This window comes from Streptomyces sp. SCL15-4, from assembly GCF_033366695.1.
Taxonomy (GTDB): domain Bacteria; phylum Actinomycetota; class Actinomycetes; order Streptomycetales; family Streptomycetaceae; genus Streptomyces.
In genome coordinates, this window is the sequence record NZ_JAOBTQ010000001.1 from 4,659,202 (window position 1) to 4,678,586 (window position 19,385).

The following is a 19,385-nucleotide window of genomic DNA, read 5'->3' on the forward strand; positions in this document are numbered from 1 at the left end:
AGATGAGTGTGGACACCAGAACACCCCGCACACCCACGGGGGACCGCTCGTCGGGTTTCGACGACGCTCCCGCGCTGAGCATGGTGAAGGTGCCGAGCGATCCGGCGCAGGTCATCGTCAATCACGCCAGCTTCCGCGTGCAGCTGGGCGCGACGGCCAAGGGCACCCAGTCCCCCCGGATCACCCGGCATCTGAACGCCACCGGCCAGGAGACCGCCCGCAGGCCGGTCCTGGGCACGGCGGGCCGGGCGGCCGACGCCACCGGCCGACGCCGCCCGGTCGTCTGGAGCGGCCGGTCCGCCCCCGACGACACCGGCGCCCACCGGCTCCTGCAGGCCGTGCGGGGCAGCGTCCGCCACGCCGACGAGCCCGAGGCCGGCGCCACCCAGGTCATCCCGCGCGTGCAGAGCGGCTACGCCGACGGCTACGCCGAACTCGACCAGACCGTGGAGACCCCGGTCGTCGGCCACCAGCGCACGGCCCCCGACGCCACCCGCCTCCTGCCGCACATGCGCACGGTCACCGGCGCCTACGACCCCCCGTCCCACCCCGACGCCGGCCACGACCCGTACGACGCGTACCCGGCCGGGCCCGACCCGGACCAGGAGGAAGCCGATCCGCGCCGCACCCGGCGCCAGAGCGACGACCCGGCCCGGCACGCCTACTACCCGGGCCGCCGGATGAACCTGGGCGTGGTCCTGCTCCCGCTCAGGATCTTCCTGGGCTTCATCTCCATCTACGCCGGCATGGGCAAGCTGTGCGACCCCGTCTACTTCGACGGCGGCGAGCGCGGCTCCATGGTGAAGTGGCTCAACACCCTGCACCCGTGGGACGTGGCCGAGCCGCTGCGCCAGTTCGCGCTCCAGCACCCGGTCGGCTCCGGCCTGGTCATCGCCTTCCTCCAGGTCGTCGTCGGCGTCCTGACCATCCTGGGCTGCTGGCAGCGCGTGGCCGCGGTCGTCGGCGCCCTGCTCTCGGCGGCCCTGATCGTCACCGTCAGCTGGAAGACGGTCCCGGCCTACGACGCGCCGGACATCATCTACCTGGCCGCCTGGTCCCCGCTGGTCATCGCCGGCGCCCCGGTGTACTCGGTGGACGGCCGCCTCGCGGGCGGCGCCTGGCGGCGGCTCGGCCCCCGCTCCGACATCTGGGAGCTGCGCGGCTACGTGCTGCGCCGCGGCGCGCTGATCACGGCCGTCACCGTCGGCCTGACCCTGCTCATCGGCTCGCTGCTGGGCGGCGCGGTCCGCGACTCCGGCCGCGTGGTCGTCCCCGGCCCCGGCGAGGCCCCCCGCAACCAGCTGCCCGGCTCCCCGCTCCCGCAGGAGCCCGGCAAGCGCCACAAGAAGGCACCGGCGGCCTCCGCCACGCCCACGGACGGTGCCACGGCCGGCGCGAGCCCCTCCCAGGCGGCGACCCCGCCCGGCGCCGGCCGCGCCACCACCGGGGCCACCACCGCGGCCCCGACCCAGACCCAGGGCACCACCGGTCAGGTCCCGCCGCGTCGGTCCGCGCCGACGGGCGGCGTCCCCAGCACCACGGCGGGCCCGACCAGCACGGGCGGTACGACCACCACCGGCGGCACCACGTCGACCGGCGGCACCTCCACCGGCACCACCTCGGGCGGCTCCACGGCCACCGGACAGCCGGGCCTGGTGGGCGGCCTGCTGGGCTGACGGCACGGAAGGCGCGAAAGGCGCGAAAGGGCCCCGTACCTCTGCGGTACGGGGCCTCTTCGGCGTACGGGGTCAGCGGCTCAGGGCCGCCAGTTCCTTGGCCGCCTCGGTCAGGTCCTTCGCCGTGTCGATGGCCCGCCAGTACGCTCCCTGCGGGATGGGGAACCCGGCCAGCTTGTTCTCCCGGGCCAGCCGGGGGAACGTCGTCCGCTCGTGGTCTCCCCGCTCGGGCAGCAGCGTGGCGAACCCGGGCGAGAACACGTACACACCGGCGTTGATCTCGAACGTGGACGGCGGGGCCTCGATGAAGTCGGTGATGTGCCCGAACCCGTCGGTCTGCACCGCGCCCCAGGGCAGGCGCGGCCGGGCCAGCGCGAGGGTCGCGACGGCGTCGCGCTCGGTGTGGAAGTCGGCCATGTCCCGCAGGGAGAACCGCGTCCAGATGTCACCGTTGGTGGCGTACCAGGGGCGGTCGGGATGGGGCAGCCGCTTGGCGGCATAGCGCAGGCCGCCGCCGCGGCCGAGGGGCTCGTTCTCCACGACGGTGGTGACGGAGACGGGCAGATCGGCCGAGTCCAGCCAGTTCTGCAGGACATCGGCGAGGTGGCCGCAGGAGACCACCACGTCCGTCACACCCTCCTCGGCGAGCCAGGTGAGCTGGTGGCCGATGATCGGCGTGCCCGTGCCGGGGATCTCGACCATCGGCTTGGGCCGGTCGTCGGTGTACGGACGCAGCCGCGAGCCCTGGCCACCGGCCAGGACCACGGCTTGAGTGGGGCGCGACGCGGCGCTCGGATGGGTCATGACGGCACTGTACGTGGCGCCTCACCGCGCCCGGGCAGCGGCAACACCCTGCGCGGCCCGGCCGCGGCGGGCGGCGGTGAGGAGGCCGTCTGGTCTTGGCACGGCGGGTGGCGGTGAGAGGGGTCGCGTGCCCGCCGTGGTGGGGTGGGGTGGTCGTGCGGGTGGCCGCCGCCGGTCGTCCGTGTCAGCCGTGGGCGGCCAGGACGCCCGAGGCGAAGGCCGTGTCGCACACGGGCCGGGCGTAGGACTGGGCGCGCGGGGCGCCGTAGATGCGCACCGCGGCCGTGCCGAGGGCGCGGGCGATGGAGGAGCAGTGCCGGGCGAGCGCGGGGCGTCCGTTGACGGCCCGCTGGAGGTGGGTGAGCACCGCGCCCGGGTCCTTGTGCTGGAGTTCGCTCATCAGTCGCTCGCGGAGCACGTCCTGCGGTGCGCGGGCGGCCGTCCGGGCGGGAACCGTCGCCGACGTCACGTCGGAGGCGGCCAGCACCGAGCCGGCGGGGCTCCCCGTCCAGCTGACCCGGGTGACCGCGAGGGTCCCGGAGAGCACCATGACGACGGGCAGGACGAGGGCGAGAGTGCGGCCGATCCGGCGGGCAGGGCCGCCCCGGTGGCCGCGTCGCGTCTGTGGGGTGGTGGAGTGCTTCACGCGTGTGAGGGTAGCGCCCGGTAACGACATGAGGACAATGTGTCACCCCTTTGGGTGATGAGAACGTACGGATTTCCGAGTAACGGGTTGACGAAGCAGCCCACGGGAAGGGCCCCGCACGCCGAGCGTGCGGGGCCCTTCGGGTGCGGTGGGGCCGTCAGTCGGTCAGCCGCTCGCCGGTGGAGGTGGAGAACACGTGGGTCTCGCCCGGCCGCGGCACGACGTGCAGCGTGGCGCCCTTCTCCGGCACGGCGCGGCTGTTGACGCGGACCACGAGGTCCCGGCGCTCGCCGCCGACCTCGACGGTGCCGTAGACGTAGCCGTCGGCGCCGGTCTCCTCCACGACGTTCACCGAGACGGCGAGGCCGGCCGGGGCGTCGGCGGTGTCCTTCGTCAGGGACGCGGCGGCGCCGCCGTCCAGCTCGACCACGTCGAAGTGCTCGGGACGCACACCGACGGTGACCGTGCGGTCGCCCCTGTCGGCGGCGGCCTTCAGGGCCTCCCGGTTGACCGGGACGACGCTGTTGCCGAACTTCACGCCGCCGTCGGTGATCGGGACCTCGATCAGGTTCATGGCCGGGGAGCCGATGAAGCCGGCGACGAAGAGGTTCGCGGGCTTGTCGTACATGTTCCGCGGCGAGTCGACCTGCTGGAGCAGACCGTCCTTGAGGACCGCCACGCGGTCGCCCATCGTCATGGCCTCGACCTGGTCGTGGGTGACGTAGACGGTGGTGATGCCGAGCCGGCGCTGGAGCGAGGCGATCTGCGTACGGGTGGAGACACGCAGCTTGGCGTCCAGGTTGGACAGCGGCTCGTCCATGAGGAAGACCTGCGGCTCGCGCACGATGGCGCGGCCCATGGCGACACGCTGGCGCTGACCGCCGGAGAGCGCCTTCGGCTTGCGGTCCAGGTACTCGCTGAGGTCGAGGATCTTCGCGGCCTCCTCGACCTTCTGCCGGATCTCCGCCTTCGGCACACCGGCGATCTTGAGCGCGAAGCCCATGTTGTCGGCGACCGTCATGTGCGGGTACAGGGCGTAGTTCTGGAACACCATGGCGATGTCCCGGTCCTTCGGCGGCAGGTGCGTGACGTCGCGGTCACCGATGCGGATGGCGCCGCCGTTGACGTCCTCCAGGCCCGCGAGCATTCGCAGCGAGGTGGACTTGCCGCAACCGGACGGGCCGACCAGGACGAGGAACTCGCCGTCCTCGATCGCGATGTCGAGCGCGTCGACGGCGGGCTTGTCGGAACCCGGGTAGATCCGGGTCGCCTTGTCGAACGTGACTGTGGCCATGGTGAAGGGCCCCCTTCTACCGGCAGGAACGTGCCGGACGATCCGTTGTAGGAAGGTGGTTGGCGTAGTCCACCGAGGTGAACTGGACCGAGACGCTACCTGGCGATCACCTGCCTGTCAGTACTTCGGCCCCGGTGAACTTCGCGGAAATTTTCGACAGGCCGCCCCCCGGACCTGGGTACACTGCACGAGCACCCCGGTGCGCGCCTCCTTAGCTCAGCTGGTCAGAGCGCCGCTCTTGTAAAGCGAAGGTCGTCGGTTCGAATCCGACAGGGGGCTCCGGCAAGCCCGGGTGGGACCCGCTCCCACCTGGGCTTTCTCATGTCAGCAGGCGGGCGATCTCCAGTTGGCGGGGCTCGATGGGGCGGCCGTCCTCCACGTCCCACAGGGCGTTCTGCAGCAGCCGGCCGAAGGTCCAGGCGCGGGCCCGGGCCCGGTCCAGGCCGAGGACGTCGGTCATCGCGTCGAAGCGCCAGCGGACCTCGGCCGCCTCGAACCGGTTGTCCAGGGCGGGCCACAGTTCGAAGCCGGGGTCGCCGGCCAGCGGCTTGGGGTCGATGGCGAGCCAGTCGGCGCGCTCGGCGGCCAGCACGTTCTCGTCGTGCAGGTCCCAGTGCAGCAGCCGGTCGCCGGGTTCGGCGGCGACCTCGCGGACGGCGGCGGCGCAGTCGGCGACGATCCGGCGGGCCTCGGGATCGGGGATGCGGGCCAGTGCCCGGGGGGTGCGCTCCAGCATGGACGCGGTGATGTCGCCGAGCCGGCGCAGTCCGGGCGGGGCCGGGAAGGAGGTCAGATGGGCCAGCAGCCGGGCGATGACCAGGACCGCCTGGCGGGTGTCGGCGAGGTGGGCCAGCATCCGGGTCTCGTCCAGGCGCTCCAGGAGCATGGTGCCGGTGGCCGGGTCGTGGTCGAGGAGCCGTACGGCCCCGTCGCCGTCCCAGGCGCGCAGCGCGACCGGCTCGCCCTCGCTCTCGTGGTCGGGCAGCTGGAGCTTGAGGACCGCGCGGAGGCCGTCGGCGCGGACCACCGGCAGCACCAGGGCGCTGACGCCGTGCATGGACGGCCCGTCGAGCCGTAGCTCCCAGCGGTCCAGGAAACCGGCCGCGAGGTCCGGCAGCGCGGTGATGAACGCCTTGCCCGTCGCGCCGTTGTACATCTCCTGTGCCTCGGCGAGCTTCGCGGGAATGTCGATCACCGGTCGGACGATACCGGCGTGCGTGAATCGGCTCATGCGAATCAACCGGGTCCCGGGCCGGGCGTGGGCGTACGTCCGCGCCGCTCCCGGCACCCATGTGTGGCTGGGGATCCTGTTCGTCACGACGGTGGTGCTGCACTCCATGCCGTCCGGGTTCGAGGAGAACTTCCTGCGGCACCGGTCGACGAACCTGCACGAGCTGTCGCGCAGCCCGGTGCGGGTGCTGGTGGCGAGCGCGATGTGGATCGAGAGCGGGCACTGGCTGCCGTACGCCTTCCTGTACACGGTGTTCCACGCGCCGGCCGAGCGCTGGCTGGGCACGGCCCGCTGGCTCGCGGTGTGCGCGCTCGCCCACGTGGGGGCGTCGCTGGCGAGCGAGGCCCTGCTGCTGGCGGCGATCCGCACGGGCCGGGCCCCGCTCACGGCCGTCGACACCCTGGACATCGGGGTGAGTTACGCGCTGGCCGGGGTGATGGCGGTGCTCGGCTACCGGCTCGCGGTGCCCTGGCGGTACGGGTATCTCGCGGCGGTGCTCGCCGTGTTCGCGCTGCCGCTGGCCGCCGGGCCGACCTTCACCGACGTCGGCCACCTCCTCGCGGCGCTGCTCGGTCTCGCCTGCTATCCGCTGGTCGGAGGGCGGGGAAAAGCACGGAATCCGAAGGAGACACCGGCCGGGGCCAGGGGTTAACGTCCCGGCCATGAACAGCTCGGCAAGCAACGCCGTCAACGGCGGCGTCTCGTTCTGGTACGCGGACGACGGTCTTCCGGCGGTGCGCGAGCCGCTGACCGGGGACGCGTCCGCCGACGTCGTCATCGTCGGCGGCGGGTACACCGGCCTGTGGACGGCGTACTACCTGAAGAAGGCGGCGCCGTTCCTGCGGATCACCGTGCTGGAGCAGAAGTTCTGCGGCTACGGCGCCTCCGGCCGCAACGGCGGCTGGCTGTACAACGGGATCGCGGGCCGCGACCGGTACGCCCGGCTGCACGGCCACGAGGCCGCCGTACGGCTCCAGAAGGCGATGAACGACACGGTCGCCGAGGTGGTCGCGGTGGCCCGCGCGGAGGGCGTCGACGCCGACATCCATCAAGGCGGTGTCCTCGAAGTGGCGACCACTCCGGCGCAGTTGGCCCGGCTGAGGGCGTTCCACGCGCAGGAGCTGTCCTACGGCGAGACGGACCGGGAGCTGTACGGCGCCCGGCAGACGGCCGAGCGGGTCCGGGTCGCGGACGCCGTCGGCTCCACCTGGACCCCGCACGGCGCCCGGCTGCACCCGGTGAAGCTGGTCAAGGGACTGGCGGCGGTCGTGGCGGCGCTCGGGGTGACCATCCACGAGTCGACGCCGGTGACGGAGATCCGCCCCAAGCACGCGGTCACCCCCTACGGCACGGTCCGCGCGCCCTATGTCCTGCGCTGCACCGAGGGCTTCACCGCGGCCCTCAAGGGCCAGCGGCGGACCTGGCTGCCGATGAACTCCTCGATGATCGCGACCGAGCCGCTGACCGCGGAGCAGTGGGCGGCGATCGGCTGGACGGGCCGGGAGACCCTCGGCGACATGGCGCACGCCTACATGTACGCCCAGCGCACGGCCGACGGCCGGATCGCGCTCGGCGGGCGCGGGGTGCCGTACCGCTTCGGCTCGCGCACCGACAACGACGGCCGCACGCAGGAGGCGGCCGTCGCGGCGCTGCGCGAGATCCTGACCCGCTTCTTCCCGGCCCTGGCGGGCGTGCGGATCGAGCACGCCTGGTCGGGGGTGCTCGGCGTGCCGCGCGACTGGTGCGCCACCGTCTCGCTGGACCGCTCCACCGGGCTCGGCTGGGCGGGCGGCTACGTCGGCTCCGGCGTCGCCACCGCCAACCTGGCCGCCCGCACCCTGCGCGACCTGGTCCGGCAGGACTCCGGCCAGGGCGGGCGGACCGAGCTGACGGAGCTGCCCTGGGTGGGCCACCGGGTCCGCAAGTGGGAGCCGGAACCCTTCCGCTGGCTGGGCGTGCGGGGCATGTACGCCACCTACCGCGCCGCCGACCGGCGCGAACGCAGGTACCCGGACATCCGGTCCTCGCGGCTGGCCCGGCTGGCGGACCGGGTGGCGGGCCGCCACTGACCGGGCCCGGTCCGGCCTCACGCGTGCTTCAGGCCGGCGGCGGGCCGGCCCAGGATCAACGACACGGCGGTGACGGCACTGTTGAAGGACACCTCCGCGAGCACGCCCGGCGCCGCCACCTGGTCGCCCACCAGGTACACGCCGTCACCGCGGTCCACGGCCGGCCGGTCCCGCCAGGTGCGGCCCGGCAGATCCACGGCCCCCGTACGGCCGTCCGCCACGGCCTCCCGCCGCCAGGTCACCCGCTCCCGCCAGCCCCGGAACCCCAGGTCGAGCAGGGCCTCGGCACGGGCTCTCCCCTCGGCCCGGCGCCGTCCGGGCCCGATCGGGAACTGCCCCTGGATCAGCTGCTCCCCGGCCGGGGCGAGGGACGGGTCCTGCGCGGTGAACCGCTCGATCCAGCCCGGCGCGTCGAGGTCGGAGACCGCGAAGGCGTCCCCGCGCCGGGTGCGTACGGCGAGGTCGACGAGGACGGTACGGCTGCCCGGCCAGGTCAGCGAGTCGTCCCCGAGCAGCCGCCGGGCGGCGGGCAGGGCCGTGGCGACGACGACCTGGGCGTTCTCGGGCAGGGCGTCCACCCGGGCCCCCGTCTCGATCCGCACGCCCAGGTTCCAGGCCCGCGCGGCCATCCGCTCGACGACCGCGCCCCAGCCGCCGCGCGGGTAGTGCGCCTCCGGCGGCAGCTTGGCGGCCCGGCGCAGCCGCTCCTGCACGAAGGCGGCGGACAGGCCGCCCGGGTCGTGGTGGAAGAGGGCGACGGCGGCGTAGTGGGCCGCCGCGCGGGCGCCCTCCTCGCCGGCGATCCCGGTGGCCCAGCTCAGGAAGTCGGTGTCGACCGGGGCCGGGCCGAGGCGTGGCCGCAGCAGTTTGAGCATGCCGAAGGGCGGGGTGCGGCGCAGCGCGCCGTGGTGGCGCAGCCGCAGCCGGGCGGCCTCCAGCGGCGGCAGGGCGGCGAGCGGGCCGAGCAGGTCCCGCTGCCGCAGCCAGGTCCAGTGCGGGCCGCCGGAGTAGACCGCGTGCGGCCCCTCGTTGGTCCGGTACGGCCCCGGCGCCGTCCGGGCCCGCCCGCCCAGGGTGCGGTGGGCCTCGTACACGGTGACCTTGGCCCCGGCCTCGGCGGCGGTGATCGCGGCGGTGAGCCCGGCGAAGCCGCCGCCGATGACGGTGATGTGACGCATCAAGTCTCCTGGGATCGGTCCGTCTCCTTGACCGGTACGACGGCCGGGGGCCCGCCGGATGTGACATCGCGGCGTTCGCGCAGCTCAGGCCGATTGTCGGTGGCGGGGTGCAGCATGGGGGCATGGTGAGGCGAACGACGGGGAGCAGGGCCGGGACCGGGGCGGCGGTGCGGGGCGCGCGGCGGCCGGAGCTGCGGCTGCCGGCACTGGACGCCTGGGACGGCGGCACACTGGAGCCGGACGGTGACTACGACGGGCTGGAGTTCCGGGAGCTGGACCTGACCGGCCAGGACGCGCGGGGCGCGCGGTTCATGGACTGCGCGCTGACGGGCTGTGCGCTGGACGGGACGGCGCTGGGCAGAGCCCGGGTACTGGACTCGGTCCTCACCGGCCCGCGCGGGGTCGGCACCGGGCTCGCGGAGGCCACGTTCCGCGATGTCGAGTTGGTCGACGCCCGGCTGGGCGGCATCCAGATGCACGGGGCGGTGCTGGAGCGGGTCGTGGTCCGGGGCGGCAAGATCGACTTCCTGAACCTGCGCGAGGCCCGCCTGAAGGACGTCGTCTTCGAGTCCTGTGTGCTGGTCGAGCCGGACTTCGCGGGAGCGCGGCTGGAGCGGGTGGAGTTCGTCGACTGCGCGCTGAGAGGGGCCGACTTCGGCGGCGCGACGCTGGCGGACGTCGATCTGCGCGGGGCCGCGCCGCTGGAGATCGCCCGGGGCCTGGACCGGCTGTCCGGCGCGGTGATCGGCACCGGGCAACTGCTGGACCTGGCCCCGGTGCTGGCGGCGGAGCTGGGCATCCGGGTGCTGGACTGAGGGGCGGCGGCCGGGGCCGGGCCTCAGGCGTGGGCGGGCTTGCCGTCGCCGTACAGCCAGTCCTTCCAGATCGTGCGGAAGTCCTTGCCCGGGGCCTTCCTCTCCACGTAACGGACGAAGTCGGCGGTGTCGGCGGTGCCGTGCCGGTGGGCGGCGGCCCAGCCCTGGACGATGTCGTAGAAGGTGTCGTCGCCGACCGTCCGGCGGATCTTGTGCAGGACCATCGCGCCGCGCTGGTAGACGGGGCTGTCGGAGATGTGCGCCGCGCCCGACGGCCTGGCCGGCGGGAAGGCCCAGATGTCGTCGGGGCCCTCCTCGTACAGGCTGGTGAAGGTCTCCTGCGCGGTGGGTCCGCCGTTGTCCTCGTCGTAGAGCCACTCCGCGTAGGTCGCGAAGCCCTCGTTCAGCCACATGTCCCGCCAGGACGCGGGGCCGACCGAGTCGCCGTACCACTGGTGGACGAGTTCGTGCACCAGGGTGGAGACGTCGGGCGGGCCGGGGAAGAAGGGGCGGGTCTGGGTCTCCAGGGCGTAGCCGGCGTCGCGCGGGCGGTCCACGATGGCGCCGGCGGAGGAGAAGGGATACGGCCCGAAGTTGTACTCCGCCCAGTCGAGGATCTCCGGGATCTTCGCGAGCACCTCGGCGCTGGCCTCGGCCTGGCCGGGGTCGACGGCGGTGATGACCGGCAGGCCGTGCGGGCCGGTGGTGCGGGTGACGTCGAAGTGGCCGATGGCCACGGTGGCGAGATAGCTCGCCATGGGCTGGGCCGTCCGCCAGCGGTAGGTGGTCCGGCCGTCCCTCGTGTCCTCGTTCGTCTGCTCGCCGACCGAGACGGCCTGGAGGCCCTCGGGGACGGTGACCGATATGTCGTAGGTCGCCTTGTCGGAGGGGTGGTGGTTGCCGGGGTACCAGGTCATGGAGCCGACGGGTTCGCCGAGGGCGAGGGCGCCGTCGGCGGTGGGCAGCCAGCCCTCTTTCGAGCCGTCGGGGTCGGTGAGGGTGCGCGGGGTGCCCGAGTAGCGGACGGTCGTGCGGAAGGTCTCGCCCTTGCCGAGGCCGGCGCGCGGGCGGACGGTGAGTTCCTGTCCGGAGCGGCTCCAGCGGGCCTTCTCGCCCTCCACGCGGACGGAGTCGACGCGCAGTCCGGACAGGTCGAGGTGGAACGCGGACAGGTCGCGGGTGGCGCGGGCGGTGATCACCGCGGTGCCGGTGAGCCTGCGGCCGGCCGGGGTGTAGTCCAGGGCGAGGCGGTAGTGCCCGATGTCGTAGCCGCCGTTGCCGGCCTTCGGGAAGTACGGGTCGCCCGCGCCGGAGCCGCCCGGGGCGCCCCGGGCGCCGCTGTCGCACGCGGTACCGGTGACGGCGAGGACGAGCAGGGCGGCGACGGCCGGGACAAGGCGTACCGATCTGGACATGTCAGTGATCTTAGGCGTGCGGCACGCGCCGCGGGCGGTTCCGGGCGGTCCGCCGCAGGTGCCGGGCGGGCCGGCGTGACACCATCTCCCCGTGCTCGACATCGGCTATGCCCTCTCCAACCGGTTCCCGGATCCCCCGCAGACCGACTACCGGCGCGCGGACGCGCACGCGCTGCGGCACGACCTGTTCTGCGGGGACGTCTATCTCGCGGACACCGAGACCGACCGGGAACTGTCCACAGCCTGGGGATGGGTGCCGGTGCTGGACTTCGCGTGGGCGCTGTGCGACATCGTCGAGCAACTGGACCGCGACCCGATGGGCTCCCGGGCCGCCCGGCCGCAGCGGGCGGAGCTGGACTTCACCGAGTCCACCGACCGGATGCTGTTCGAGCGCCGCTTCGGCTGGGTCGACATCAGCTCCGACTGGACGCCGGCCGAGGAGTCCCCGCTCTCCTTCCCACACGCCGAACTGCGCCGGGAGGCCCGGGACTTCCTGCACGACCTGCTGGCCGACCTCACCGACCTGCACGAGGACCTGGCGGAGAACCCGGCGATCTGGACCCTCCAGGCCCGCTTCCCCCGGCTGCCGTAGAACACCCCCTCCGGTTCACGGCGGACGGAGGGGGCTCAGGCTCTCAGACGCGCTGGTCGGCGGCGTACTCGATGAACGAGGACCAGGTGCCGGTGGTGAAGTTCAGCACGGGGCCGTCGGTGTTCTTGGAGTCGCGGACGGGGACCATGTCGTGGGTGGCGGCGAGGTTGGTGGCGACCTCGATGCAGTTGCCGCCGTTGTTGCTGTAGGAGGACTTGAACCAGCGGGGGGACTCGGTCGTCACGGGGTGCCCTTTCCGAAAGGAGGAGGCGGTCGCGAGCGAGGTCTCAGATGCTCTGGTCGGCGGCGTACTCGATGAACGAGGACCAGGTGCCGGTGGTGAAGTTGAGTACGGCGCCGTCGGTGTTCTTGGAGTCGCGGACGGGGACCATGTCGTGGGTGGCGGCGAGGTTGGTGGCGACCTCGATGCAGTTGCCGCCGTTGTCGCTGTAGGAGGACTTGGACCAGCGGGGGGACTCGGTCGTCACGGGGTGCCCTTTCATGCCTCTTTGATCACGGCCACCGATGCAGCCTGGGGCAGAGCATCGGCCTGCAACTGATGGTAGCCCGCCAACAGGGGCAGCACGGCTGCCGTTTCGCGCTCCAGGTGGCCTCGCATCTGGGATTCCGCGTACGCGATCACGGACAGGTCCGGCATTGTCAGTAAGTTCAGGGGCAGGTTGAACGGTCGACGCTCTCCCATGTCGAAGGGAGCGATCTGGAGCACGGTGTTCGGCAGGTCGGCGAACTGCATCAACCGGTCGAGCTGGGCCCTCATGACCTTCGGTCCGCCGACCTGTCTGCGGATGCAGCTCTCATCCATCACCACCAGCATCATGGGGAGGCGGGGATGCTCCAGGGCCGTCTGCCGTTCCGCCAGGAACGAGACTCGTTCCTCGGCCTGTTCGGGGGTGATGACGCCTCGTCGCACGGCACTGTCCGCCAGGACACGCGCGTACTCCGGTGTCTGGAGCAGGCCGGGGATGATCCCGATCTCGTACAGCCGGATTTCTGCCGCCCTGCCCTCGCACTTGACGTACTCGGGAAAGCCTTCCAGCAGGTTGCCGTGCCGGATTTCCCGGTACTCGCGCTCGAACGAGTCCGCGCTGCCCGTGAGGCCGAATGCTCTGTCCGTGCTACGCGAAAAGCGAAGGGTCGGAGGTTTCCGACCAGTTTCCACGGCCGAAATATGCACACTGGAATATTCCGTCAGGGTGGCCAGGTCTTCCTGGGTCCAGCCGCGGGCTTCCCGCAGGCTGCGCAGACGTGCTCCGTACGCCGCTTGTGGCGACGCGTCGGGGTTCAACTCCTTGCGGTTCAACGGCCCTTCACCGACCTTTCGTTCTCTTCCAACACGTTGAACGGTTCCCTGACGTGGTCCCATGCTGAACCTGTCCGGTAGTCGCAGCGCTACGGAGAGGAACAAACGTGCCCGAAAGACTGAACGAACCGGTTGTGGTTGACGGCGAGAAGGGCCCGGAGAAGCCCGGCGACGAACACATCCCCAGGCTGGGAATCCGGCAGACACTCGAGGTCGGCGAGATCACCTTCGCCCTGGACGCGGTGCTGGCGGAGGCCGGCATCAGGCTTCCGCAGTTCCACACCCGCCTGGCCCCCGCCGAGAACCGCCGCTGGGTGGTCCGGCTCGGCGACTGCAACGTGGTCCAGGCCGGCGGCCTCCTCGACCTCCTCAAGGACGGGCTGACCCTCCGCGAGCGGCACCCGGAGGAGGCGATCAATGGAACATCCGCCAAGGACGGTTAGGGCACGGGCGCACCTCGAGGCGGCCATCATGCGGGCCGGCGCCATCGTGGACGTGCTGATCGACCCCGCGGGCGGCTTCCTGGCCGTCCGGTGCATCGGCATCGAGGCGGCCGAAGAGCTGGCGCTCGCCATCGAGGCCGGCGTGCAGGCAAGGGTGGTCAGAGGATGACCTACCGCTGCACCAGCACGTGCGAAATCAGGGATCACACCTTCCGATGGGCTCAGCGACTGCCCTGCGCCGACCACGGTGAAGTCGACTGGGCGTTCCTGGACGACCTCCGGTGTGTGCTGGGTGAAGAAGCGCACGAGTTCCATGCCACGTGGCTGCGCAGCGGTTCGGAACTCGAGAGGGATGTGTACCTGTGCTGGCTCGACGACCCGGAAACGCAGTGGGTCATCGATGCCGAGGTCTGCCTGAAGAGCGACACGCCCATGGGAACGTCCTGCACGATCTACAAGGGCCATCCCGGAACGTGCGAGTGGGATCAGGCGGACCTCGAAGCGCCGGCGCGATCGGCGGGCGAGTTCCCCGACGACGGTCTCGTCCGCCCATGACAGAAGACCCCCCAAGGGAAAGTTGGGGGGTCTTCGGGTGTCTCAGCAGGTCAAGGGCCTACTGTCACAGGTCGAAGCCTACTGTCAGACGTTGACGCCGAAGTCCTGGGCGATGCCCACCAGGCCCGAGGCGTAGCCCTGGCCGACCGCGCGGAACTTCCACTCCGCGCCGTTGCGGTACAGCTCGCCGAAGACCATGGCCGTCTCGGTGGCCGCGTCCTCGGACAGGTCGTAGCGCGCGATCTCGGCGCCGCCGGCCTGGTTGACGATGCGGATGTAGGCGTTGCGGACCTGGCCGAAGTTCTGGCCGCGGTTCTCGGCGTCGTAGATGGACACCGGGAAGACGATCTTGTCGATGTCGGCCGGGAGCGCGGCCAGGTCGACGTTGATCGCCTCGTCGTCGCCCGAGCCCTCGCCCGTGCGGTTGTCACCCGTGTGGACGATGGAGTTGTCCGGGGTCTGCTTGTTGTTGAAGAACACGAAGTGGGCGTCGGAGTAGACCTTGCCCTGGGTGTTCACCGCGATGGCGGAGGCGTCCAGGTCGAAGTCCGTGCCGGTGGTGGTGCGGACGTCCCAGCCGAGGCCCACGGTGACGGCGGTCAGGCCCGGAGCCTCCTTGGTGAGCGAGACGTTGCCACCCTTGGACAGGCTTACAGCCATGTTGGGAGTCCCTTCCTTGGATACCCGTGCATATGTGTGCACATCTGTGCCGATGAAGCTATGCCGACGAAGCTACCGTCACCCGGGACAACGACGCGGGGTGTCCCCTCGGTTCCGGATGGCTTTACCTTTTTTACCGAGCCGGAAATCCAGGTGACGTGCGCCCCGCCGGACCGGGAACATGGAGGGCATGTCCGGGCCCTATCTCATCCGCGGCTCGGTCTCGCTTCCCGAGGCCGAGCTGACGTGGCGTTTCTCCAGGTCGTCCGGGCCCGGCGGACAGCACGTCAACACCAGCGACTCGCAGGTGGAGCTGCGCTTCGACCTCGCGCGCACCGAGGCGCTGCCTCCGGTGTGGAAGGAGCGGGCGCTCGACCGGCTGGCCGGCCGCCTCGTGGACGGCGTGGTGACCGTACGGGCCTCCGAGCACCGCTCGCAGTGGCGCAACCGGGAGACCGCCGCCGTACGCCTCGCCGCGCTCCTCGCGGAGGCCACCGCGCCTCCGCCGAAGCCCCGCAGGCCGACGCGCATCCCGCGCGGGATCAACGAGCGCCGGCTGCGGGAGAAGAAGCAGCGCTCGGAGACGAAGCGGGGCCGCTCCAGCCGCGACTGGGGATAGCGGCGGGCCCGCCGTCACATCCGTGGCCGCTCCGTCGTCAAGGTGGTGGCAGGCACCGAGGACGACGACGGAAGAGGCCGGACCCGCGATGACCGACAACGACTTTCTCGCCGAGCGGTTCGAGGCGCACCGCGGGCACCTGCGGGCCGTCGCCTACCGGATGCTCGGCTCCGCCGAGGCCGAGGACGCCGTCCAGGAGGCGTGGGTCCGGCTGAGCCGGTCCGACACGCGTGAGGTGGACAATCTCGGGGCCTGGCTGACGACCGTGGTCGGCCGGGTCTGCCTGGACCTGCTGCGTTCGCGCCGCACCCGGGGCGAGGAGCCGCTGGACACCTGGCAGCCGGCACCGTCCGCCGAGCGGGACCCCGCGGACAGCGCCCTGCTCGCCGACTCCGTGGGGCTCGCCCTGCTGGTCGTCCTGGACACCCTCTCGCCGGCCGAGCGGCTGGCGTTCGTGCTGCACGACATGTTCGGCGTGCCCTTCGACGAGATCGCCGGCATCCTCGGGCGCACGCCGGCCTCGGCGCGGCAGCTCGCCAGCCGGGCCCGGCGCCGGGTGCGGGGCGTCGAGGCGCCGGAGGCCGACCTCGCCCGGCAGCGGCGGGTGGTGGACGCCTTCCTGGCCGCCGCGCGGGACGGCGACTTCGACGGGCTGCTCGCGGTGCTCGACCCGGACGTGGTGGCCCGCACGGAGTCCGGCGTGAACAGCGGCGCGGCCGGGGTCGCCGCGGGCGCGGCGAGCTTCGCCCACCTGGCGCGGGTGGCGCGCCCGGCGCTGGTCGACGGCGCGACCGGTCTGGCCGTGTTCGCCGGCGGCCGCCCGGAACGGGTCCTGGCCTTCGCCTTCGCCGCCGACCGCATCACACGGATCGACATCATCACCGACCCGGCCCGCCTGGCGGAGCTGACGGTGGAGGAGGTCTAGGGCCTCCGCTCAGAGGTCCAGTACGCCGACCACCTGGTCGCCGGAGGTCTCGCCGGTCGTGCGGAAGCCGAGGCGGGCGTAGAAGTCGCCGGGGCCGTGCGGGCCGGGGTGCCAGCTCGCGTACAGGCGGGTGCCGCCGCGGCGGCGGATCTCGGCGGCCACCGCGTCCACGGCGAACCGGCCGTAGCCCCGGCCCTGTTCGCCGGCCGCGATGTTCAGCCGCCACAGCCCGGAGCGGTACAGGCTGCCGTCACCGTGCCAGTCGATGCCGAAGAAGGCCATCAGGAAGCCGACCGCACGGCCGTCGTCGACGATCAGCCGGGGCCAGGCCACGCCGTCCGGGTGGACGTACGCCTCGGCGAGGGACCGCACCACCGGCGCGACGGCGTGTTCCTGGTCGGGGCGGACGCGAAGGGCGACGGCGGTCTCGAAGTTCCGCGGGGTCACTTCTTCCAGTCGGAATGCCATCGGCGCACCCTAGGCGCTCCCGCCCCGCCGCGGCCACGGATTTTCCCGGCTCAGCCCAGCTGCCGGTACCGGCCCCGGAAGTACAGCAGCGGGCCTCCCTCCGCGCTGGGTACGCGCGCGGTGAGGACGCGGCCGACGACCAGTGTGTGGTCCCCGGCGCTCACCCGCTGCTCGGTACGGCACTCCAGCGTGGCCAGCGCGCCCCCGACCAGCGGGGCGCCGGTGACCTCGCCGCGGACGTAGGGGATGTCCTCGAAGAGCAGCCGGTCGCTGATGCGGCCCTTCATGGCGAACCGGCCGGCGATGTGCCGCTGGCTCTCGGAGAGGACCGACACCGCCCACAGCGGCTGTTCGGCGAGCAGGTCGTCCATGCGGGCACCCTCGCGCAGGCTGACCAGTACCAGCGGCGGGTCGAGGGAGACCGACAGGAACGCGGTGGCGGTCATGCCGGCGTCCTCCGCGGCCGGCGCCTCGGGGTCGTCCGGGTCCAGCAGCGGTTCCTGCGCGGTGACCAGGACCACGCCCGCGGCCAGCCGGGACATCGCGGCCCGGAACTCGTCGTCGCTCACCCCCTCAGCATGCCCGGAAGCCAGGGGGGTGGTGGGGGAGGGAGTCTTCAGCACGCCGGAAACGCTAGTCTTCGCCCGGCGCGGCCGGCATCGGGCCCCGGCCCGAGCCGGGTCCTAGGTCGCGAGGACCAGCGGGGCGTTGGCCGTGCCTCTCCTGTGCAAGGAGGCGCACCGTGTGCCTTCGGGAATCACACGGGGCAAACGCAGAAACTCCACTCAATTGTTCATGTTTCCTTGTGACTTGAGTCACAAGAGGCAGGAATTGTTGACCCTGTGTACCGAGTGGGCAGCGCGCTGTGATTCAGTGGCGGGGAAGCCGCACGCACAACGCGAACAGCACCACGAAGAGCCACCGCTGACAACGCGGGAGTAGCGCCGAAGGCAACCCTTGATTCGCTGCGAGGTCTCGGGGGGAGGGCGAGCATGGAGACCGAGTCGGAGCCGTATGTCCGTCTTGCGTCCCTGCGACAGCTGCACCAGGTCATGGCCGACATGAACACGGCACGCAGCCTGGCGGACACACTGCAGACCGTCGCCGACGGCGCCGTCACCGCTCTCGGCTACGAGATGGCGGCCGTCAACCTGGTCCGCCCCGACGGCGACCTCGTCGTAGCCGCCTTCTCCGGCAACTCCGCCGCCGAGGCCCTGATCACCGGCCGGACCGGCTCCCGCGAGTCCTGGGAGCGCCGGCTCGCCATGGGCGAACGCTGGGGCGACCTGATCTTCATACCGCACACCGAGGGCTGGGTCCTGGACGACGACGACGTCCCCCAGTGGTTCACCGACGGGCCCGAGCCGCGCTTCGAGGACGAGTGGCACCCCGCCGACCGGCTCTTCGCGCCCATGTACACCCCCGGCGCGCAGGGCGGCTCCTCCGGCGAACTGCTCGGCGTCATATCCGTCGACCGGCCGCGCAACGGCCGCCGCCCGGGCGCCTGGGGCCGCGAGGCCCTCCAGATGTACGCCTTCCAGGCCGCCATCGCGATCAGCAACGCCCGCCTGCGCTCCAACATGCAGCGCGCCCTGGTGCGCCTGGAGCGCGAGCAGCAGGCCCTGCGTGCCAGCGAGGAATCCTTCCGTCAGGCGTTCGAGTACGCCCCCTCCGGGATGGCCATCGCCGAGATGGGCGGCGACCAGCACGGCCGCATCCTGCGCACCAACGACGCCCTGTGCCGGCTGCTGGGCCGTCCCGCCTCCGCGATGCGCCGCTACTCCTTCGCCGACCTCGTCCACCCCGAGGACATCGGCACCCTGCTGCGCACCTCCGCGGAGGGCGGGCGCGCCGAACTCCGGCTGGGCCGCCGCGACGGCACCTATGTCTGGGTGTCGCTGCGCAACAGCGTGGTCGCGGACGCCGCCGACGGCCCCCGCTTCCTGCTCACGCACGTGGAGGACATAGAGGAGCGCAAGCGGCGCGAACTCCAGCTCGCGCACCGCGCCTCCCACGACTCGCTGACCGGTCTGCCCAACTCCGCCGAGCTGCGCTCGCGCCTGGCGGCCCGGCTGTGCCGGCGCCCCTCCCACGCCGGTGCCCTGGAGTCCCTGGACGCGGCCTACGGCCACCCGGCCCACGACATCCCGGCCGGCCACGGCTTCGACTTCGCACCGGGCACGGAGGCGTACGACGCCTACGACCACCATGTGCACACCATCGCCCCCGAGGACGGCCGCGACGACGGCACCAAGGGCCTCGCCGTCCTCTTCTGCGACCTCGACGGCTTCAAGTCGATCAACGACCGGTTCGGGCACAACGCGGGCGACGCGGTCCTCATCGAGGTGGCCCGGCGGCTGAGCAACGGCGTCCGGGACGGGGACACGGTGGCCCGGCTCGGCGGCGACGAGTTCGTGATCCTCGCCGACGGCCTCGGCCGGGCCGACGCCCAAGACCTCGCCGTACGGCTGCGCAACGAGATCATCCAGCCGATCCGGGCCGAGGGCCGGTCCGTCCGGGTGGGCGCGAGCTTCGGCATCGGGTGGGCGCACTGCGGCATGACGGCGGACGAGGTGCTGAAGTCCGCTGACGAGCGGATGTACGTAGAGAAACGATCTCGTCCCAAACAGCATCGCCGCGCGGGCTGAGCCGCAGGTCAGCGGGCTGACGCGAT

The 19,385-nt window shown here is 72.3% G+C and carries 23 protein-coding genes and 1 tRNA gene; 12 read left to right on the forward strand and 12 right to left on the reverse strand.

Annotated features, from left to right (window positions below):
- Positions 1-2: 2 nt before the first annotated feature.
- Entirely contained in the window at positions 3-1,676 is a 1,674-nt protein-coding gene (locus SCK26_RS20550; RefSeq protein WP_318202763.1) for a DoxX family protein, read from the forward strand.
- Positions 1,677-1,748: 72 nt separating this feature from the next.
- Here SCK26_RS20550 and SCK26_RS20555 read toward each other — a convergent pair whose 3' ends face one another.
- The 3 genes from SCK26_RS20555 to SCK26_RS20565 all read right to left on the reverse strand — a co-directional run bounded on the left by SCK26_RS20555 (position 1,749) and on the right by SCK26_RS20565 (position 4,420).
- Complete coding sequence (locus tag SCK26_RS20555; protein WP_318202764.1) at positions 1,749-2,480, reverse strand: nucleotidyltransferase family protein; 732 nt, start codon at positions 2,478-2,480, stop codon at positions 1,749-1,751.
- Positions 2,481-2,664: 184 nt separating this feature from the next.
- The gene (locus SCK26_RS20560) at positions 2,665-3,126 is read right to left on the reverse strand and encodes a hypothetical protein (protein ID WP_318202765.1); all 462 of its coding nucleotides are present in this window, start codon (positions 3,124-3,126) and stop codon (positions 2,665-2,667) included.
- Between the two features lie 157 nt (positions 3,127-3,283).
- Positions 3,284-4,420: a sn-glycerol-3-phosphate ABC transporter ATP-binding protein UgpC gene (locus tag SCK26_RS20565; RefSeq protein WP_318202766.1), complete on the reverse strand. Its 1,137-nt coding sequence runs from the start codon at positions 4,418-4,420 to the stop codon at positions 3,284-3,286.
- Positions 4,421-4,625: 205 nt separating this feature from the next.
- Between SCK26_RS20565 and SCK26_RS20570 the strand changes: the two genes are divergently transcribed.
- Positions 4,626-4,699 (forward strand) — tRNA-Thr (locus SCK26_RS20570).
- A gap of 40 nt (positions 4,700-4,739) precedes the next feature.
- Here SCK26_RS20570 and SCK26_RS20575 read toward each other — a convergent pair.
- Positions 4,740-5,651, reverse strand: coding sequence for an aminoglycoside phosphotransferase family protein (locus SCK26_RS20575; RefSeq protein ID WP_318202767.1), 912 nt, complete (start codon positions 5,649-5,651; stop codon positions 4,740-4,742).
- On the opposite strand from SCK26_RS20575, the gene SCK26_RS20580 reads away from it, so the two are divergent.
- Together SCK26_RS20580 and SCK26_RS20585 are read left to right on the forward strand one after the other, a co-directional pair.
- Positions 5,650-6,303: a rhomboid-like protein gene (locus tag SCK26_RS20580; RefSeq protein WP_318202768.1), complete on the forward strand. Its 654-nt coding sequence runs from the start codon at positions 5,650-5,652 to the stop codon at positions 6,301-6,303. The genes SCK26_RS20575 and SCK26_RS20580 overlap by 2 nt on opposite strands.
- 10 nt (positions 6,304-6,313) lie before the next feature.
- Positions 6,314-7,720 carry an FAD-dependent oxidoreductase gene (locus tag SCK26_RS20585; RefSeq protein ID WP_318202769.1) on the forward strand — a complete coding sequence of 469 codons (1,407 nt, stop codon included), beginning with the start codon at positions 6,314-6,316 and terminating at the stop codon, positions 7,718-7,720.
- 17 nt (positions 7,721-7,737) lie between these two features.
- Here SCK26_RS20585 and SCK26_RS20590 read toward each other — a convergent pair whose 3' ends face one another.
- The gene (locus SCK26_RS20590; protein WP_318206056.1) at positions 7,738-8,913 is read right to left on the reverse strand and encodes an FAD-dependent oxidoreductase; all 1,176 of its coding nucleotides are present in this window, start codon (positions 8,911-8,913) and stop codon (positions 7,738-7,740) included.
- 107 nt (positions 8,914-9,020) lie between these two features.
- Between SCK26_RS20590 and SCK26_RS20595 the strand changes: the two genes are divergently transcribed.
- Positions 9,021-9,713: a pentapeptide repeat-containing protein gene (locus tag SCK26_RS20595; RefSeq protein WP_318202770.1), complete on the forward strand. Its 693-nt coding sequence runs from the start codon at positions 9,021-9,023 to the stop codon at positions 9,711-9,713.
- A 23-nt stretch (positions 9,714-9,736) separates the two neighbouring features.
- Here the strand turns inward: SCK26_RS20595 and SCK26_RS20600 are convergent, their stop codons facing one another.
- Positions 9,737-11,128 (reverse strand): M1 family metallopeptidase, encoded by a 1,392-nt coding sequence (locus SCK26_RS20600; protein ID WP_318202771.1) that lies wholly within the window; start codon positions 11,126-11,128, stop codon positions 9,737-9,739.
- A 91-nt stretch (positions 11,129-11,219) separates the two neighbouring features.
- Between SCK26_RS20600 and SCK26_RS20605 the strand changes: the two genes are divergently transcribed.
- Positions 11,220-11,720 (forward strand): hypothetical protein, encoded by a 501-nt coding sequence (locus tag SCK26_RS20605; protein ID WP_318202772.1) that lies wholly within the window; start codon positions 11,220-11,222, stop codon positions 11,718-11,720.
- A gap of 43 nt (positions 11,721-11,763) precedes the next feature.
- Here the strand turns inward: SCK26_RS20605 and SCK26_RS20610 are convergent, their stop codons facing one another.
- From SCK26_RS20610 to SCK26_RS20620, 3 genes are read right to left on the reverse strand one after another with little or no spacing between them, the layout of a single operon-like run.
- Entirely contained in the window at positions 11,764-11,964 is a 201-nt protein-coding gene (locus tag SCK26_RS20610) for a DUF397 domain-containing protein (protein ID WP_318202773.1), read from the reverse strand.
- A 43-nt stretch (positions 11,965-12,007) separates the two neighbouring features.
- On the reverse strand, positions 12,008-12,208 hold the full coding sequence (locus SCK26_RS20615) for a DUF397 domain-containing protein (protein WP_318202774.1): 201 nt from the start codon (positions 12,206-12,208) through the stop codon (positions 12,008-12,010).
- Positions 12,209-12,219: 11 nt separating this feature from the next.
- The gene (locus SCK26_RS20620) at positions 12,220-13,041 is read right to left on the reverse strand and encodes a helix-turn-helix transcriptional regulator (RefSeq protein WP_318202775.1); all 822 of its coding nucleotides are present in this window, start codon (positions 13,039-13,041) and stop codon (positions 12,220-12,222) included.
- Positions 13,042-13,148: 107 nt separating this feature from the next.
- On the opposite strand from SCK26_RS20620, the gene SCK26_RS20625 reads away from it, so the two are divergent.
- Genes SCK26_RS20625 through SCK26_RS20635 form a run of 3 tightly spaced genes read left to right on the forward strand, consistent with a single transcriptional unit; the run spans position 13,149 to position 14,039 of the window.
- Positions 13,149-13,484: a hypothetical protein gene (locus tag SCK26_RS20625; protein WP_318202776.1), complete on the forward strand. Its 336-nt coding sequence runs from the start codon at positions 13,149-13,151 to the stop codon at positions 13,482-13,484.
- A 28-nt stretch (positions 13,485-13,512) separates the two neighbouring features.
- Positions 13,513-13,653, forward strand: coding sequence for a hypothetical protein (locus tag SCK26_RS20630; protein ID WP_318202777.1), 141 nt, complete (start codon positions 13,513-13,515; stop codon positions 13,651-13,653).
- Entirely contained in the window at positions 13,650-14,039 is a 390-nt protein-coding gene (locus SCK26_RS20635; protein WP_318202778.1) for a hypothetical protein, read from the forward strand. Before SCK26_RS20630 ends, SCK26_RS20635 begins: the two co-directional genes overlap by 4 nt.
- An 84-nt stretch (positions 14,040-14,123) precedes the next feature.
- Here the strand turns inward: SCK26_RS20635 and SCK26_RS20640 are convergent, their stop codons facing one another.
- Positions 14,124-14,699 (reverse strand): TerD family protein, encoded by a 576-nt coding sequence (locus SCK26_RS20640; RefSeq protein WP_318202779.1) that lies wholly within the window; start codon positions 14,697-14,699, stop codon positions 14,124-14,126.
- 181 nt (positions 14,700-14,880) lie between these two features.
- Here SCK26_RS20640 and arfB point away from each other — a divergent pair, with 181 nt between their 5' ends.
- Both arfB and SCK26_RS20650 read left to right on the forward strand, forming a co-directional pair.
- Entirely contained in the window at positions 14,881-15,318 is a 438-nt protein-coding gene (gene arfB, locus SCK26_RS20645) for an alternative ribosome rescue aminoacyl-tRNA hydrolase ArfB (protein ID WP_318202780.1), read from the forward strand.
- A gap of 88 nt (positions 15,319-15,406) precedes the next feature.
- A complete protein-coding gene (locus tag SCK26_RS20650) occupies positions 15,407-16,243 on the forward strand; it encodes a sigma-70 family RNA polymerase sigma factor (RefSeq protein WP_318202781.1) in 837 nt (278 codons plus the stop codon).
- Positions 16,244-16,252: 9 nt separating this feature from the next.
- On the opposite strand, the gene SCK26_RS20655 is transcribed toward SCK26_RS20650, so the two are convergent.
- On the reverse strand, positions 16,253-16,711 hold the full coding sequence (locus SCK26_RS20655; protein WP_318202782.1) for a GNAT family N-acetyltransferase: 459 nt from the start codon (positions 16,709-16,711) through the stop codon (positions 16,253-16,255).
- A gap of 50 nt (positions 16,712-16,761) precedes the next feature.
- A complete protein-coding gene (locus SCK26_RS20660; RefSeq protein WP_318202783.1) occupies positions 16,762-17,280 on the reverse strand; it encodes a flavin reductase family protein in 519 nt (172 codons plus the stop codon).
- Positions 17,281-17,703: 423 nt separating this feature from the next.
- On the opposite strand from SCK26_RS20660, the gene cdgB reads away from it, so the two are divergent.
- Positions 17,704-19,359 (forward strand): diguanylate cyclase CdgB, encoded by a 1,656-nt coding sequence (cdgB, locus tag SCK26_RS20665; protein WP_318202784.1) that lies wholly within the window; start codon positions 17,704-17,706, stop codon positions 19,357-19,359.
- Positions 19,360-19,385: the final 26 nt, after the last annotated feature.